Raw genomic sequence first — 13,858 nt, forward strand, 5'->3', positions numbered from 1 at the left:
GGCAAAAACCCTAGTAGTCGCACCCATGAACACACAGACCGAAAACCCCACTTCTATCACAGACAGCGCCGATACACGCGGCGCCCTGATCGAGCTGGACTCTTTGAGCTGGCACCACCCCGGACGAGAAAACCCCACCCTCAACTCCCTAAGCCTGACTATCAAACCGGGCGAAAAAGTACTGCTGCTCGGCCCCTCAGGAGCCGGAAAATCAACCCTGCTGCACGCCATTGCCGGTGTGCTGTACGACCAGGACGGTCAGAGCGCCAGCGGAAGCATCACCATTAATGGCGTGCCCGCTGAGCAGGCACGCGGCTTGATTGCACTCATGCAACAGGACCCGGAATCCTCCGTGGTGCTCTCGCGGGTGGGCGACGATGTTGCCTTTGGTGCCGAGAATATGGCGGTTGAACCCAGCCAGATTTGGCAACGTGTTCAAGAGAGCCTCAACGCGGTCGGTCTGGGGCATCTGGAACTCGAGCGCTCCACCGCGGCACTATCGGGCGGACAAAAGCAGCGCCTGGGACTCGCGGGTATTCTCGCCATGCGCCCCGCAGCGCTGGCACTGGATGAACCCACCGCGAACCTGGACCCTGAGGGCGTGATTGAAGTACGCGATGCAGTCCTTGCCGCAGCTAGCACCACCGGTGCAACCCTGCTGGTGGTTGAGCACCGCGTGGGTATCTGGTCGCCCTTTATGGATCGCGTGATTGTCCTCGGCACTGACGGCACTATAAGCCACGACGGCACACCCGAACAGGTACTCGGCGCCGCGCGTGATGAGCTGATCGCCGGGGGAGTGTGGGTACCCGAATACGAACCGGAGCTACCCGCATTTAGCGCACCCGCTCCGGGTCGGAGCCTCATCGCAGCCCGTAAGCTCGGTATTAGCCGAGTAACCCCGACACGTAAAAGCCTGAAAATACGCCGCGCGCAGGTCAAGAAACACCCCGAACCCATTGAGCTGAACCTTGAAGCGGTAAAGAACTACACTCCGCAGGCACTGCGGGACATCACTGAACTGAGCCTGCACGAAGGAGAGCATATAAGTCTGCTCGGCCCTAATGGCGCCGGCAAATCAACCCTGGCACTCACCCTCGCCGGGCTACTTTACCCCGTGGCAGGTCGGCTTGAAGCTAGCCGGGCACTACGGACAGCGCGCGGAGGCGAGAAAATCCAGGCTCACTGGGATATTGCCTCCTGGAACCCGGCGCAGCTGGTGAGCCGCATTGGCTATGTTTTTCAGGAACCGGAGTACCAATTTGTGACCTCCCGAGTGCGCGATGAGCTGCAGGTTGGTCCGCGCCGCGTAGCGGCTCTGGAACATCGCACGGTGGACGAAGCTGAGCTGGCGGCGCGCACCGATGAACTGCTGGAACGACTGCGCCTAACCCATGTGCAAGATGCCAACCCCTTTACCCTGTCCGGCGGAGAGAAACGCCGCCTTTCGGTGGCTACCGCTCTGGCAACTCGCCCGCAGGTGCTCATTTTGGATGAGCCGACCTTTGGGCAGGATGCGCGCACCTGGGCTGAACTGGTGCAGCTGATTCGGCGTCTGGTCTCCGAGGGGGTGGCGGTGCTATCCATTACTCACGATGAAGCCTATACCCGTGCCTTGGGTGGGGCGCATATCCGCTTAGAGAATGTTCATTCTATGACTAACGGTTTGCAGGCAGAGGAGAATACCCATGAATAACGATATTTTCTCCTCCATTATTCGCCGCGATAGTTTCTTCGGGCGTCTAAACGCTGGGCTAAAAATGGGCGTCATGTTCCTGCTGATTATCGCCATTATGATCACCAAAGACCCCGTCACCTCCCTCGGGTTCTTCGGGGCGCAGGTGCTGCTGGTCAGCCTGTGTGGCTTCAACCTGTTGCGACTGTCTTTCTATCTCTGGCCGCTGTTGGTGGCGCTACTAACCACCGGCTGGTCAACGGCGCTACTGGCACCTAAAACAGGGCAGATACTCTGGGATTTTGGGCTGAATTCAATCAGTACCGGTTCCCTGGAAGTGGCGGTAAATATGATGCTGCGCGCCCTGGCGATGACCATCCCCAGCCTGGTCTTCGTTATGAGCACCGACCCGACAGATCTGGGTGATGCCCTGGCCCAACGCTGGCGACTGCCGGCTCGTTTTGTGCTGGCGGCACTGGTGGCTTTGCGTCTGGTGGGTGTGCTCTTTGGGGAGTGGCATGCTCTCGGCCAGGCTCGACGCGCTCGCGGTTTGGGTGCGGGGCAGTCCTGGTGGGGGCGTGTGCGTACCGCTGCGGGGCAGTGTTTTGCGCTGTTGGTGCAGGCTATTCGTCGCGGTTCCCGCTTGGCGGTGACGATGGAGGCGCGTGGTTTTGGTGCGGGGCGGCGTACCTGGGCTCGTGAGTCTACGGTTTCTCGTGCCGATTATCTCGTGCTTGCGGTATCCGTGCTCATTATTGTGGCTGTCTATGGTCTCTCTGCCGCTCTCGGATCCCTGACTTTCATCTGGGGATAATGGCATATTTGTCATGGTATGGCACAAAATTAGAGTGAGAATGATTGACAGCTATACCTAGGGGGGCATACTTAAAGTGAAGAAGTCATTAACTATTCGCAGGAAACACACCCAACAGAAAGCGAGTCATCATGAAATCTTCATCCGTTTACAAGCTGCACGGTATGCGTGAACCGCGTAAAACCTCCCGTCTGCTCACCATGTGGCGCGCAGTGCCCGCATGGGTTCGCGCCCTCATTGGCTGGGCATGGAGCGTAGCAGCCGTCTGGATTATGACCAAATACACGAGGGGTCTGCCCTGGTTGGAAGCAGAAGTAATCATTGTTGCCCTGCTCTTCGGGACAGCATTCGCCGCGGCCGCTCACTGGTACCGTGCTAAGCATCCGCTTTAAAGCTGAAGCGGTCATGGCTACACGCTACACCTAATACAGGTGGTGGGGCTTTTCTTGAAGAATCAAGAAGAGCCCCACCACCTGTATTAAAAGAGAATCCTTAGGAATCCTGCGCCAAATAGCCCATAAATACGCGGGTCAGCTCAGGATCCGTAGCAATAGCCGTACCGTTCACATGGGTCACCGGCGCCAGCAGACGCACTGAAGAAACCAGCCACAGGCCGTTAGATTCCAACAAATCCTGAGGATACAGCGGACCGTACCCCAACTCCCAGCCATCGGCACGAGCAGCATTAAAAATAGCGCCCTGAGTGGTGCCCGGCAGAATACCGCGGCTCGGCTCCGGAGTGTACAAAACCTTACGGTCCCCCTCAATCTTCGCCATAATCACCGAAGAGGTCGCACCCTCCAAAATACGGCGATCATCGGTCATAAAAATACCGTCATCGGCACCCTGAGACGCCACATAGCGCAGCATCGCCATATTCATCGCATAGGAGAGAGTCTTAGCGCCCGCCAGAAGCCACGGGTACGCCGTATTCTCCGCCGGGTCGTGGCCACGAGGTAGCAAAATAGCCTTCACACCCGAGGCACGCTGAGCAATACCCTTAGCGGGTGCGGCAGCAGCCGTCACCCAGGAATGCGGACCCTGCGCGGGAGTGCCTCGAGAAATAATAATCTTCACCAGGTGCTCCTCACCCAGCTCCGTGACAGTACCCGGAACAGCCGCCTGCATGAGAGTCTGCAGCGCCGCGCGCAAAGCAACCGGGTCAGGCTCCGGCAAATCCAGCAGACGCGCAGAAGACGCCAGACGCGCAATATGCGAATCCAGCTTGCGCACACGACGATTGACCGCGAGCATCGTCTCAAAAACACCGTCGCCGCGGGTCAGACCCTGATCCTCAATACTAATCAGGGGCTTCGAGGGGTCAGCAAGCACACCGGCAGGGTGCGCGGGATCAATCATCACAACACTAATGGACATACTCTAAGCATAGCGCGGACAGGAGGAATACACATGAATATAAGCCCACACGGTGCAAGCAGCCACCGCAAACAAAAGTGCCACCCGGGGTATATCCGGGTGGCACCTCATAGATGAAGATTAGAGGCTACTTGCCGTCCGCGCTGAAATCAGAAGACAGACGCGGAGTAGTCCACAGCATGAGCGCAGTCAGAGCAGCAAAGCCCAGAATAGACAGACCCATGGGCATATACGCGTGCTCGCCACCTAGGCTCACCAGGGGAGCGGCAATACCGCCAATGAGCGCCTGAATAGTACCCATGACCGCAGAAGCGCTACCGGCAACCTCGCGCGCCTCCGCAATAGCAAGAGCCGAGGAGTTACCAAAAATCAGACCAACAGAGCAGGTCAGAGCAAAAAGCAGCACCAGAGTTACCCAATAGTTAATGCCAAAACTAAAGGAAATCATCAGCAGAACAGCCACTGTCAGCAGGGAAGAAACACCAATATTAAGCACCGTGCGCTGACCGACCTTACCCACCAGATTCGTCGCCAAAGAACTCATTGCCACAATACCGAAAGAGTTAATGCCGAACACAATGGTGAACTGACCCGGATCCATGCCCAGTACATTCTGCAGCACGAAAGTAGAGCCCGAAATATAGGAGAAGAGTGCACCAAAAGCAAAAGACATGGTCAGCATAAAACCAACATAGCGGCGCTTCTTCAGAACCACCGGCACACCCGAATAAGCATGCAGCACGCTACCTGCCAGACGACGCTCAACGGGCAGAGTCTCGCGCACAAAAAGCAACACAGCCAGCATCAGCAAAGCGGTAATCACCGTCAGAACATTAAAGACAGTACGCCAGCTACCCCAGGAGAGCACCCAACCGCCAAAGAGTGGCGCCAGCACCGGAGCAAAACCATTGATCATCATCATAATGCCCATGAGCTTAGCGGTCGCAAGACCCGTAGTCGTATCGGCAACAATAGAACGCGCCAGCACAGAACCCGCCGCGCCGCTAAAGCCCATAATGAAACGAGCCGCAATAAAGACCTCAATATTGGGGGAGAAGGCGCACAGAGCGGTCGCCACAAAGCACACCACCGAGCCAATCAGAATGGGCACGCGGCGACCGGTCTTATCCGAAAGCGGGCCAATGACAAACTGGCCCAGTGCCATACCGAGCATAAACGCCGAGAGGGTCATCTGAGCCGCTGCGGCGCTCGTGTTCAGATCCGTGGCGATCTGCGGGATGGATGCCAGGTACATATCAATACCCAGTGGGCCAATAGCCGTCAGAGACGCCAGGGTAACAATGAGTGCGGGGGAGAGCCCGAAGGAAATCTTAGCCGGAGGCTGTGCCGGGGAGGCAGGAGAAGAAGACATAGCTACTTTCTGTGTGTGGTGGGTAGTGCACCGGCGCTTTGTGCCGCCGAATCACTTGGGTCCGACGGAATGCAAGCTGAATGCACAATGTTTTAGCCTATCTCTTTTCACTCACTCTTCGTAAGCGCGCGGAGGGTCTTTATGAGAAAGTTCATAGGCTCAGCGCAGCACTCTACGGACGAATAAGGTAGGTGGTGGAGCGGGCAAGCTTGTGGAATGTGCGTTCTGTGAGTGCATCAGCGGCACTCAAAAGAGGAGAATACATGCACGCAAAATCCTTGAGGAGCTGCTCCTCCTGATCCGCCCAGCGCTGCCAATGCGGCTCATAGGTGCTGCCATCGCGAGTCAGAGCACGCTCGCGGCGAATATCAGCCGGACTCGTGCACCATAGTCCGGCAGAATGGGCGCCGGTTAGCGCGCCCACTCCCTCCGCCACAATAATGGGCGCCGGGGTGAAAAGCTCCTCAGGCAGGGCGCGGGAATGCTCCCAATCCCTGCGGGCAAAGGGCGCGGGGCGGCCGCTGGCTAGCAGGGCAGCCTGCACAATCCACTCATTAACCCCGGCGCGGAGGCCATCCCAACCGGGATAGATATCATCCAGGGTAAAGAGCGCCAGTTGGCCGGGATAATCCCGGGCGAGCTGGCCGCATAGCGCCTGGCGCAGGGTGGTTTTGCCACTACCGCTACGCCCATCAATCGCCAGAATAAACGGCTCGGTGGAGCGTGTACGATGGCGGTCAATATCTTCTCGTAGTCGAGCGTAGAGCTCATCAAAGAAGGCGCTAGCGCGTAGCGCCGCCACGCGTGGCAACGATGCTATTTGAACCATGCCGAGTACCGATAGTCGCCAGCAGCGCCCTAGAGTTTGCCCTCTTTGAGCGCGGCAATAACGCCCTTGGCGGATGCGTCCATTAGGTCGTAGGTTGTGTAAAAATCCTTCATCTCGCCGTACCAGGGGTCAAAAATGCCCTGTTCGTCCAGGCTCTTACCCTGCATATTCGGTGCGAAGGAGCGCAGCATGCGGATCTTCTCGCGATGAGCCGGGGTGGGTGCCATCTGGCTCAGGCGCAAGAAGTGGTTCACATCCAGCGCCAGCAGCAGATCATAGCGGTCGAAATCTTCCGGGGCGAAAACCTGCGCGCGGTGCGCAGAGGCATCAATGCCGTGCTCGCGCAGCACAATATCGGTGCGCGGGTCTACGGGGTTGCCCTCTTCTTCATTGGATAGACCGGAGGAGGCGACCGTCACCTGAAGTCCTTCCTGCTCGGCGTAGCGGCGCAGCAGGTATTCGGCAACGGGGGAGCGGCAGATATTGCCGGTGCAGATGGTCATCATGGAGTACATATCTCTAGTGTACTCGCAGCAAACTCCCAGCTTCGCCCGGGGTGAAATTGGGGTGATGGCGAGGTGTTTCGGGGCGCTTGTGCAGGATTTTTTCAAAAATTTCTATCCATGTGACTCAAGGTTGATTGTCTCTACTTCCCTGTAAAATCAAGGAAGTTTAAGGGTTTGCGGGAGTATGAGGGAAATATTTTTAAAAAACTTGAGTCTTTTTGACTCAACTCTATTGACAGGGTCTCCCCAAAGGCGCATACTTGTATATGTACGGTTTGACCGGGGGCAAACCCCGAATCGAATCACAGAAGACTTAACAGAAAAAACCCGCCCCGTGCAACACGAAGCGGGGCATGAACTCAAGGAGTTAGAAACAATATGGCACGTGCAGTAGGCATTGACCTCGGTACCACCAACTCTGTCGTTTCCGTTCTGGAAGGCGGCGAGCCCGTCGTTATTGCGAACGCTGAAGGCGCTCGCACCACCCCCTCCGTGGTGGCATTCTCCAAGGACGGCGAGGTTCTCGTCGGCGCAACCGCAAAGCGCCAGGCAGTAACCAACGTGGACCGCACCATTGCATCCGTCAAGCGTCACATGGGCACCACCTGGACCCAGGACATTGACGGCAAGCCCTACACCGCTCAGGAAATCTCCGCTCGTACCCTCATGAAGCTTAAGGGTGACGCAGAAGCATTCCTGAACGACACCGTTACCGACGCGGTCATCACCGTTCCGGCATACTTCAACGACGCTGAGCGTCAGGCAACCAAGGAAGCAGGTGAAATCGCAGGTCTGAACGTTCTGCGTATCGTCAACGAGCCCACCGCTGCAGCACTGGCATACGGTCTGGATAAGGGTAAGGAAGACGAGCTGATCCTGGTCTTCGACCTCGGCGGCGGTACCTTCGACGTCTCCCTGCTGGAAGTTGGCAAGGATGAAGACGGCTTCTCCACCATTCAGGTGCGCGCAACCAGCGGTGACAACCGCCTCGGTGGCGACGACTGGGACCAGCGCATTGTTGACTGGCTGCTGGGTGAAGTCAAGGCAAAGAACGGCGTAGACCTCTCCACCGACAAGATCGCGCTGCAGCGTCTGCGCGAAGCAGCAGAGCAGGCTAAGAAGGAACTCTCCTCCGCAACCAGCACCAACATCTCGCTGCAGTACCTCTCCGTGACCCCCGAGGGTCCGATCCACCTGGACGAGAAGCTGACCCGCGCAAAGTTCGAGGAACTGACCCGCGATTTGCTCGAGCGCACCAAGAAGCCCTTCCAGGATGTTATCAAGGAAGCAGGCGTGTCCGTCTCCGACATCGCACAGGTTGTGCTGGTCGGTGGCTCCACCCGTATGCCCGCAGTGGCAGAAATCGTCAAGGAACTCTCCGGTCGCGAGCCCAACAAGGGCGTGAACCCGGACGAGGTCGTGGCAATGGGTGCAGCACTGCAGGCAGGCGTGCTGAAGGGTGAGCGTAAGGACGTTCTGCTCATCGACGTGACCCCCCTGTCCCTGGGTATTGAGACCAAGGGTGGCGTGATGACCAAGCTGATCGAGCGCAACACCGCAATCCCGACCAAGCGTTCCGAGACCTTCACCACCGCAGAGGACAATCAGCCCTCCGTGTCCATCCAGGTCTTCCAGGGTGAGCGTGAGTTCACCCGCGACAACAAGAACCTGGGCACCTTCGAGCTGACCGGTATCGCACCGGCACCGCGCGGCGTACCCCAGATTGAGGTCACCTTCGACATCGACGCCAACGGTATCGTGCACGTCTCCGCAAAGGACAAGGGCACCGGCGTTGAGCAGTCCATGACCATCACCGGTGGTTCCTCCCTGTCTCAGGAAGACATTGACCGCATGGTCAAGGACGCTGAAGAGCACGCAGAGCAGGACAAGGCACGCCGTGAGGCAGCTGAGACCCGTAACCAGGCAGAGACTCTGGTCTACTCCGTCGAGAAGCTGCTCAAGGATAACGGCGACAAGCTCTCCGCAGAGACCAAGTCCTCCGTTGAGGCTGATGTTGACGCCCTGAAGAAGGCTCTGGAAGGCGACGACGATGCAGCAGTGAAGGCAGCATTCGACAAGCTGAACGAGAACCAGGCTAAGATCGGCCAGGAAATCTACGCAGCAGCTCAGGCAGAAGCAGCAGAGCAGAAGCCCGCAGCTGACGAGGATGTTGTCGACGCCGAGGTTATCGACGAAGACGAAAAGAAGTAATCATGGCTGAACAGGACAACACTCCCGAACAGGTCGATCCGCTGGAAGAGGCTTTCGCAGCACCCGCTGCTGAAGGTCACGAAGAGCCGGCTGTTGAGGCTGAGCTGGTAGACGAGGTAGCTGAGGAAGAAGTAGAAGCTAATGCTGATGCTGCTCTGGCTGCCGAGCGTCTGGAGGATCTGCTGCGTTTGCAGGCTGAGTTCACCAACTTCAAGAACCGTACCGTTCGTGAAAAGGAGCAGCTGCGCACCGTCACCATTGGCGACGTGATTACCGCACTGCTGCCCGTGCTGGACGATCTGGATGCTGCGCGTAAGCACGGCGATCTGGACGAGGGTCCCTTCGCGGCAATCGCCGTAAAGCTGGAAGAAACCCTCACCAAGCAGGGCATGGAGCGTTTCGGTGAAGTGGGCGAGGCATTCGACCCGCAGATTCACGAAGCTGTTCTGCAGCAGCCCACCGATGAGGTGGAGCCGGACCATATCTCCATGGTTCTGCGCTATGGTTACCGCGTGAAGGATCGCGTGGTACGCACCGCACAGGTGGCTGTGGCTGCGGCTCTCTAAGTCTGCTGAGCTAGAGATTATCTTAGAGATATAGATAGGGTGGGGCGTCATTCCTTAGGGATGGCGCCCCACCCTTTTTGTATAGGTGTGGGCGTGAAATTAGGTGAAAAATACTCGCCACAACTCTTCCAAAGTTGAGTCAAGTACGCTAAACTTAATGGTAGAGATAAGACTAAAACGCCGTCCCAATACACGAGGAGGGCGGCACAGATATCAAGGAGAAAAACACAATGGCAAGTGAAAACTGGCTAACTGACGACTTTTATAAAGCACTGGGCGTCAGCGAGAATGCAAGCGACGCAGATATTAAAAAGGCATACCGTAAGCTCTCCCGCAAATACCACCCCGATCTAAACCCCGATAACGCCGAGGCTGAAAAGCGCTTCAAGGAAATCTCCGAAGCCTATGATGTGCTCTCGGATGCCAAGCAGCGCGAAGAATACGACCAGATTCGCCGCTACGGTGCCGCGGGTATGGGTGGTATGGGCGGCGGCTTCCCCGGCGGTTTTGGCGGCGGAGCCCAGAATATCAATATTGACGACCTGCTCGGCGGCCTGGGAGGCATGTTCGGCGGTATGGGTGGCGGCCGCGGCGCGGGCTTCGGTGGGGCAGGCTTCGGGGACGCGTTCTCCGGCTTTGGCCAACAGGCTCCGGCACGCGGCGCCGATATTGACACCAGTACCCGCATCACCCTGGCTCAGGCGTACACCGGCGCGCAGGTCACCGTCTTCTTGCCCGGCGGCGATAACACTACCGCACGTATTCCCGCCGGCGTGAAGGATGGCCAGAAGGTGCGCGTACGCGGCAAGGGTCAGGCGGGCCCTGGTGGCAATGGTGATCTGATTGTGACCGTGCGTGTCTCTGAGGATACTTCCTTCTTACGCGAGGGTGATAACCTGATCATGCGCGTTCCGGTGACCCTGGAAGAGGGGCTCAAGGGCACGATTCTGGAGGTTCCCCTGCCGGGTGGCTCGAGTGTGAAGATGCGTTTGAATCCGGGCGGTGTGGGCCGTAAGCTGCGCGCTAAGGGTCGCGGTTTCAAGGGTAAGAACAGTACGGGCGATCTGCTGGTCATCCCCGAAGTCAGCCTGCCCGCCGATCTGAGCGATGAAGCAATGGAAGCGCTGGACGCCTTCCTGGCTCTGGTGCCGGAGAGTAATCCGCGTGAAAACCTGGGGAAGAAGGTGGCTTAATCATGGCAAAAACTCCTCACGGGCAGCAGGAGAATGAAGAACCTCTCCACAGCGCAGACCGCCCGGTCTTCGTCATCTCGGTGGCTGCGGAGCTGGCGGGTATGCACCCGCAGACCCTGCGCCAATACGATCGTATTGGTCTGGTGCAGCCCTCGCGTGCGCCCGGTAAGGCACGCCGCTACTCCCAGCGGGATGTGAACCTGCTCAAGCAGATTCAGGATCTCTCTCAAAAGGGTGTGTCTCTGGAGGGTATTCGCCGCATTATTGAGCTGGAGGCCCTGGTTGCTCAGCATGAGGAGCGTATTGCTTCCCTGCACTCTCAGCTGGAGGAGGCGCACGCTAAGCTCAGCGCCTCGGCTCGTGTTTTTGCTGCCGGTACCGCCGGTGAGGTGGTTCGTCTGGTGCGCGGTCAGCGTCCGGCACCGCGCCAGCGTTCTTCGGCGGTAGTACTCTACCGTGAGGCGCAGCGCTCCCGCACCGAGAGGGATTAAAAAGAATAAAGCTCTGGTGCTCAAGGATCTAGCCTTGAGCACCAGAGCTTTAACGCTTTAATACCTACTTGCGGCGGTAAGTTAGGTCGTGGGCGTTGCGGCCTGCTTCGCGAGCCTTGCGCTCAAAACTGGTCAGGGTACGACCCTCCCAGCGAGGAGCCCAACCACCAATCGGGTCCTCTTCGGTCACGCCCTCACCGGCGTGCACATTCTCAAAATCGGGGTGAGCATCCAACACCTCGCGCATAACCAGGGCGTACTCCTCCCAGTCGGTCGCAAGACGCCAAATACCGCCGGGCTTGAGCACACGAGCCACCTTGGAGGCGAAATCCGGGGAGACCAGACGGCGCTTGTGGTGGCGGGACTTATGCCAGGGATCCGGGAAGAATACCCAGAGCTCATCCACCGAATTTTCCTCGAGCATATTATCCAGCAGCTCGGGGGCGTTCGCCTGAGCCACGCGCACATTCTCAACGCCCGCCTGACCCATTTTCAGCAGCAGGTCAGCAATGCCGGGGGTGTACACCTCAACCGCCAGGAAATTTGCCTCGGGAACCTCAGCCGCGCGGTGCACAATTGCTTCGCCCAGACCCGAACCGATCTCAACCACCTGGTAGGCGCTACGACCGTAGAGCTCCTCGGGGTTAAAAGAAGCCTCGGGGGCCACGGAGGTGTCCGCATGGGTGCGCGGAATATCCAGCACGTGGGTGGGGGCGTAGGTATCCCACGCCTTCTGGCGGCGTGCGGTCAGTCGGTCGCCTCGGCGCACAAAGGAGTAAGGCTGACGACGGAATTCTACGGGGACTTCGCGCTTGCCGCTATCCTGTGCGGTGTTTACCTCGGGGTTTTCGGGTGCATTCTGAGTTTCTGCCATGTCTATCAGGATAACGCACCGGCTGTTTTTCTGCCCCGTTATGCCCTGTAGAGAGGGAAGAAAAACGCTCGGGGAGGGGGGTGCGGGATTGAGGATAGCCGCATGTTCATATTTCGAAAGATATGAATATATATGCCGTGTACCTCTTCCATTAGGGGAAATAGTGAGGTATGATACATAATCACAGGAAACTTTGGAAAATTTTTCGTTCCTTGGCACATAAAAACGTAGAATTTTGAGAAGGAATCTCGTTGCATACGGTGGCAAATCCTCCACCGACAGCGAGCCAGGGCATACAGCCCGCGAGGCTCTTAGAGCCTTTCACATTCCTTCCGGCGCTCGGTGTACACAAGAGAGAACATCGAAACGCTCCAACCAACGCATGAGGTGCACCGATAGAAGCGTGCAACCCCCAGCAGAAAAGAGAGAACGGTGACGCAGAACCCTAACGCATCTGCCCCCGTGGCAAAAACCGACCACCCCCAAGCATCCCCCCACCTGCAGCGCGGCCTAAGCAACCGACATATCCAGCTGATCGCAATCGGCGGCGCTATTGGTACCGGTCTATTCCTGGGCTCGGCAAAGACCCTGCAGCTCACCGGTCCCTCCATTGTGCTCACCTACGCCATTATCGGTCTGGTGATCTTCCTGGTGATGCGCACCATGGGTGAAATCCTGCTCTCCAAGACCGGATACAAGAGCTTCACCGACTACATTAGCGATATTCTGGGTCCGCGTGCAGGTTTCTTTGTCGCATGGTCCTATTGGTTCTTCTGGGTGACCACCGGTATTGCCGACGTGATCGCTATTACCACCTATGTGAACTTCTGGTTCCCAGACCTTGACCCGCGCATACCCGCATTCATTGTGATTGTGGCGCTGCTGGCGCTGAACCTGCCGAGCGTCAAGAACTTCGGCGAAATCGAATTCTGGTTCGCCATTATTAAACTGGTCGCCATTTCCCTGCTGATTCTGGTGGGCTTCTGGATGGTCATTATTGGCTTCAGCGCGAACGGTCACACCGCCTCTGTATCCAATATCTGGGCGCACGGCGGTATCTTCCCCCACGGCCTGATGGGCTTCCTGGACTCCTTCCAGATTGCTCTCTTCGCCTTTGTGGGCGCCGAACTGGTGGGCGCGGCAGTGGCTGAAACCCACGAACCGGAAAAGACCCTGCCCAAGGCTATTAACGCTGTTCCGGCACGTATCGTGATCTTCTACGCTCTGCCCCTGCTGGCTATTGTGATGGTGACCCCCTGGAACCAGCTGGACCCCAGCATTAGCCCCTTCGTCTCCACCTTCGCTATGGCGGGCATCGGTATTGCTGCCGGTCTGGTGAACTTCGTGGTGCTCACCAGTGCCGCATCCAGCGCGAACTCGGGTATTTTCTCCACCTCGCGTATGATCTACGGCCTGGCAGATGACGGCAATGCCCCCTCCTTCTTGAAGAAGCTCTCCAAGAACGGCGTGCCGCAGAATGCCCTGTACCTGACCTGCGTGCTGCTGCTTTTCAGCCTGGTCATGCTCACCTACGGCGATAGCGTGATTAACGCCTTTACCCTGGTGACCGCGGTGGCAACCCTCATGGGTATTTTCACCTGGATGATGATGCTCATTGCCTACATTGTCTACCGCGCCAAGTTCCCCGAGCGTCACGCAGCCTCCACCTATAAGGTGCCCGGCGGCGTCATCAGCGCCTGGGTGGGTCTGGTCTTCTTCGTCATTATGATCCTGGCGTACCTGGCTCAGGATGATACCCGAACCGCCCTGATCTATTGCCCCATCTGGTTCCTGGGTGTGTGGGCTGTATACGAGATTATGCGTAAGCGCCACGCGCGCAAGGCTGCTGCCCAGAGCGAGCAGCTTGAATCCTCGCAGTCCTAAAATAGTCTCGTGCTAAAACTCAAGCGGGCGCGCTATCGAATATTCCGATAGCGTGCCCGCTTGATG

13 protein-coding genes are annotated in these 13,858 nt (G+C 57.7%); 8 read left to right on the forward strand and 5 right to left on the reverse strand.

All coding sequences use genetic code 11. The annotated features are described in order from the left end of the window. Positions 1-25: 25 nt before the first annotated feature. The 3 genes from Q4P78_RS03305 to Q4P78_RS03315 all read left to right on the forward strand — a co-directional run bounded on the left by Q4P78_RS03305 (position 26) and on the right by Q4P78_RS03315 (position 2,881). Positions 26-1,696 (forward strand): ABC transporter ATP-binding protein, encoded by a 1,671-nt coding sequence (locus Q4P78_RS03305; RefSeq protein ID WP_303338896.1) that lies wholly within the window; start codon positions 26-28, stop codon positions 1,694-1,696. Continuing rightward, a complete protein-coding gene (locus tag Q4P78_RS03310) occupies positions 1,689-2,489 on the forward strand; it encodes an energy-coupling factor transporter transmembrane protein EcfT (RefSeq protein ID WP_303338897.1) in 801 nt (266 codons plus the stop codon). Before Q4P78_RS03305 ends, Q4P78_RS03310 begins: the two co-directional genes overlap by 8 nt. A gap of 131 nt (positions 2,490-2,620) precedes the next feature. Continuing rightward, positions 2,621-2,881, forward strand: coding sequence for a hypothetical protein (locus tag Q4P78_RS03315; RefSeq protein ID WP_303338898.1), 261 nt, complete (start codon positions 2,621-2,623; stop codon positions 2,879-2,881). 100 nt (positions 2,882-2,981) lie between these two features. On the opposite strand, the gene Q4P78_RS03320 is transcribed toward Q4P78_RS03315, so the two are convergent. The 4 genes from Q4P78_RS03320 to Q4P78_RS03335 form a co-directional block, all read right to left on the reverse strand. Beyond that, positions 2,982-3,866 (reverse strand): aminotransferase class IV, encoded by an 885-nt coding sequence (locus Q4P78_RS03320; protein WP_303338899.1) that lies wholly within the window; start codon positions 3,864-3,866, stop codon positions 2,982-2,984. Between the two features lie 127 nt (positions 3,867-3,993). Further along, positions 3,994-5,238: a multidrug effflux MFS transporter gene (locus Q4P78_RS03325; RefSeq protein WP_303338900.1), complete on the reverse strand. Its 1,245-nt coding sequence runs from the start codon at positions 5,236-5,238 to the stop codon at positions 3,994-3,996. 172 nt (positions 5,239-5,410) lie between these two features. Next, entirely contained in the window at positions 5,411-6,067 is a 657-nt protein-coding gene (locus tag Q4P78_RS03330) for a hypothetical protein (RefSeq protein WP_303338901.1), read from the reverse strand. Positions 6,068-6,096: 29 nt separating this feature from the next. Further along, complete coding sequence (locus tag Q4P78_RS03335; RefSeq protein WP_303338902.1) at positions 6,097-6,573, reverse strand: low molecular weight protein-tyrosine-phosphatase; 477 nt, start codon at positions 6,571-6,573, stop codon at positions 6,097-6,099. A gap of 378 nt (positions 6,574-6,951) precedes the next feature. On the opposite strand from Q4P78_RS03335, the gene dnaK reads away from it, so the two are divergent. The 4 genes from dnaK to Q4P78_RS03355 all read left to right on the forward strand — a co-directional run bounded on the left by dnaK (position 6,952) and on the right by Q4P78_RS03355 (position 11,034). Next, entirely contained in the window at positions 6,952-8,784 is a 1,833-nt protein-coding gene (gene dnaK / locus Q4P78_RS03340) for a molecular chaperone DnaK (protein WP_303338903.1), read from the forward strand. A gap of 2 nt (positions 8,785-8,786) precedes the next feature. Continuing rightward, positions 8,787-9,350: a nucleotide exchange factor GrpE gene (locus tag Q4P78_RS03345; protein WP_303338904.1), complete on the forward strand. Its 564-nt coding sequence runs from the start codon at positions 8,787-8,789 to the stop codon at positions 9,348-9,350. A 230-nt stretch (positions 9,351-9,580) separates the two neighbouring features. Continuing rightward, positions 9,581-10,543 carry a DnaJ C-terminal domain-containing protein gene (locus tag Q4P78_RS03350; protein WP_303338905.1) on the forward strand — a complete coding sequence of 321 codons (963 nt, stop codon included), beginning with the start codon at positions 9,581-9,583 and terminating at the stop codon, positions 10,541-10,543. 2 nt (positions 10,544-10,545) lie between these two features. Then, positions 10,546-11,034: a heat shock protein transcriptional repressor HspR gene (locus tag Q4P78_RS03355; protein WP_303338906.1), complete on the forward strand. Its 489-nt coding sequence runs from the start codon at positions 10,546-10,548 to the stop codon at positions 11,032-11,034. A 64-nt stretch (positions 11,035-11,098) separates the two neighbouring features. Here the strand turns inward: Q4P78_RS03355 and trmB are convergent, their stop codons facing one another. Then, entirely contained in the window at positions 11,099-11,908 is an 810-nt protein-coding gene (gene trmB / locus Q4P78_RS03360) for a tRNA (guanosine(46)-N7)-methyltransferase TrmB (protein WP_303338907.1), read from the reverse strand. A 432-nt stretch (positions 11,909-12,340) separates the two neighbouring features. On the opposite strand from trmB, the gene Q4P78_RS03365 reads away from it, so the two are divergent. Then, positions 12,341-13,792: an amino acid permease gene (locus Q4P78_RS03365; protein ID WP_368660890.1), complete on the forward strand. Its 1,452-nt coding sequence runs from the start codon at positions 12,341-12,343 to the stop codon at positions 13,790-13,792. Positions 13,793-13,858 lie beyond the last annotated feature (66 nt).

The organism is Rothia sp. (in: high G+C Gram-positive bacteria) (assembly GCF_030540545.1).
GTDB lineage: Bacteria > Actinomycetota > Actinomycetes > Actinomycetales > Micrococcaceae > Rothia.

Bases quoted from the DNA above. Each gene is read 5' to 3' on its own strand.
- Q4P78_RS03305 (WP_303338896.1), top strand. From the start codon at position 26: ATGAACACACAGACCGAAAACCCCACTTCTATCACAGACAGCGCCGAT.
- Q4P78_RS03310 (WP_303338897.1), top strand. From the start codon at position 1,689: ATGAATAACGATATTTTCTCCTCCATTATTCGCCGCGATAGTTTCTTC.
- Q4P78_RS03315 (WP_303338898.1), top strand. From the start codon at position 2,621: ATGAAATCTTCATCCGTTTACAAGCTGCACGGTATGCGTGAACCGCGT.
- Q4P78_RS03320 (WP_303338899.1), bottom strand. From the start codon at position 3,866: ATGTCCATTAGTGTTGTGATGATTGATCCCGCGCACCCTGCCGGTGTG.
- Q4P78_RS03325 (WP_303338900.1), bottom strand. From the start codon at position 5,238: ATGTCTTCTTCTCCTGCCTCCCCGGCACAGCCTCCGGCTAAGATTTCC.
- Q4P78_RS03330 (WP_303338901.1), bottom strand. From the start codon at position 6,067: ATGGTTCAAATAGCATCGTTGCCACGCGTGGCGGCGCTACGCGCTAGC.
- Q4P78_RS03335 (WP_303338902.1), bottom strand. From the start codon at position 6,573: ATGATGACCATCTGCACCGGCAATATCTGCCGCTCCCCCGTTGCCGAA.
- dnaK (WP_303338903.1), top strand. From the start codon at position 6,952: ATGGCACGTGCAGTAGGCATTGACCTCGGTACCACCAACTCTGTCGTT.
- Q4P78_RS03345 (WP_303338904.1), top strand. From the start codon at position 8,787: ATGGCTGAACAGGACAACACTCCCGAACAGGTCGATCCGCTGGAAGAG.
- Q4P78_RS03350 (WP_303338905.1), top strand. From the start codon at position 9,581: ATGGCAAGTGAAAACTGGCTAACTGACGACTTTTATAAAGCACTGGGC.
- Q4P78_RS03355 (WP_303338906.1), top strand. From the start codon at position 10,546: ATGGCAAAAACTCCTCACGGGCAGCAGGAGAATGAAGAACCTCTCCAC.
- trmB (WP_303338907.1), bottom strand. From the start codon at position 11,908: ATGGCAGAAACTCAGAATGCACCCGAAAACCCCGAGGTAAACACCGCA.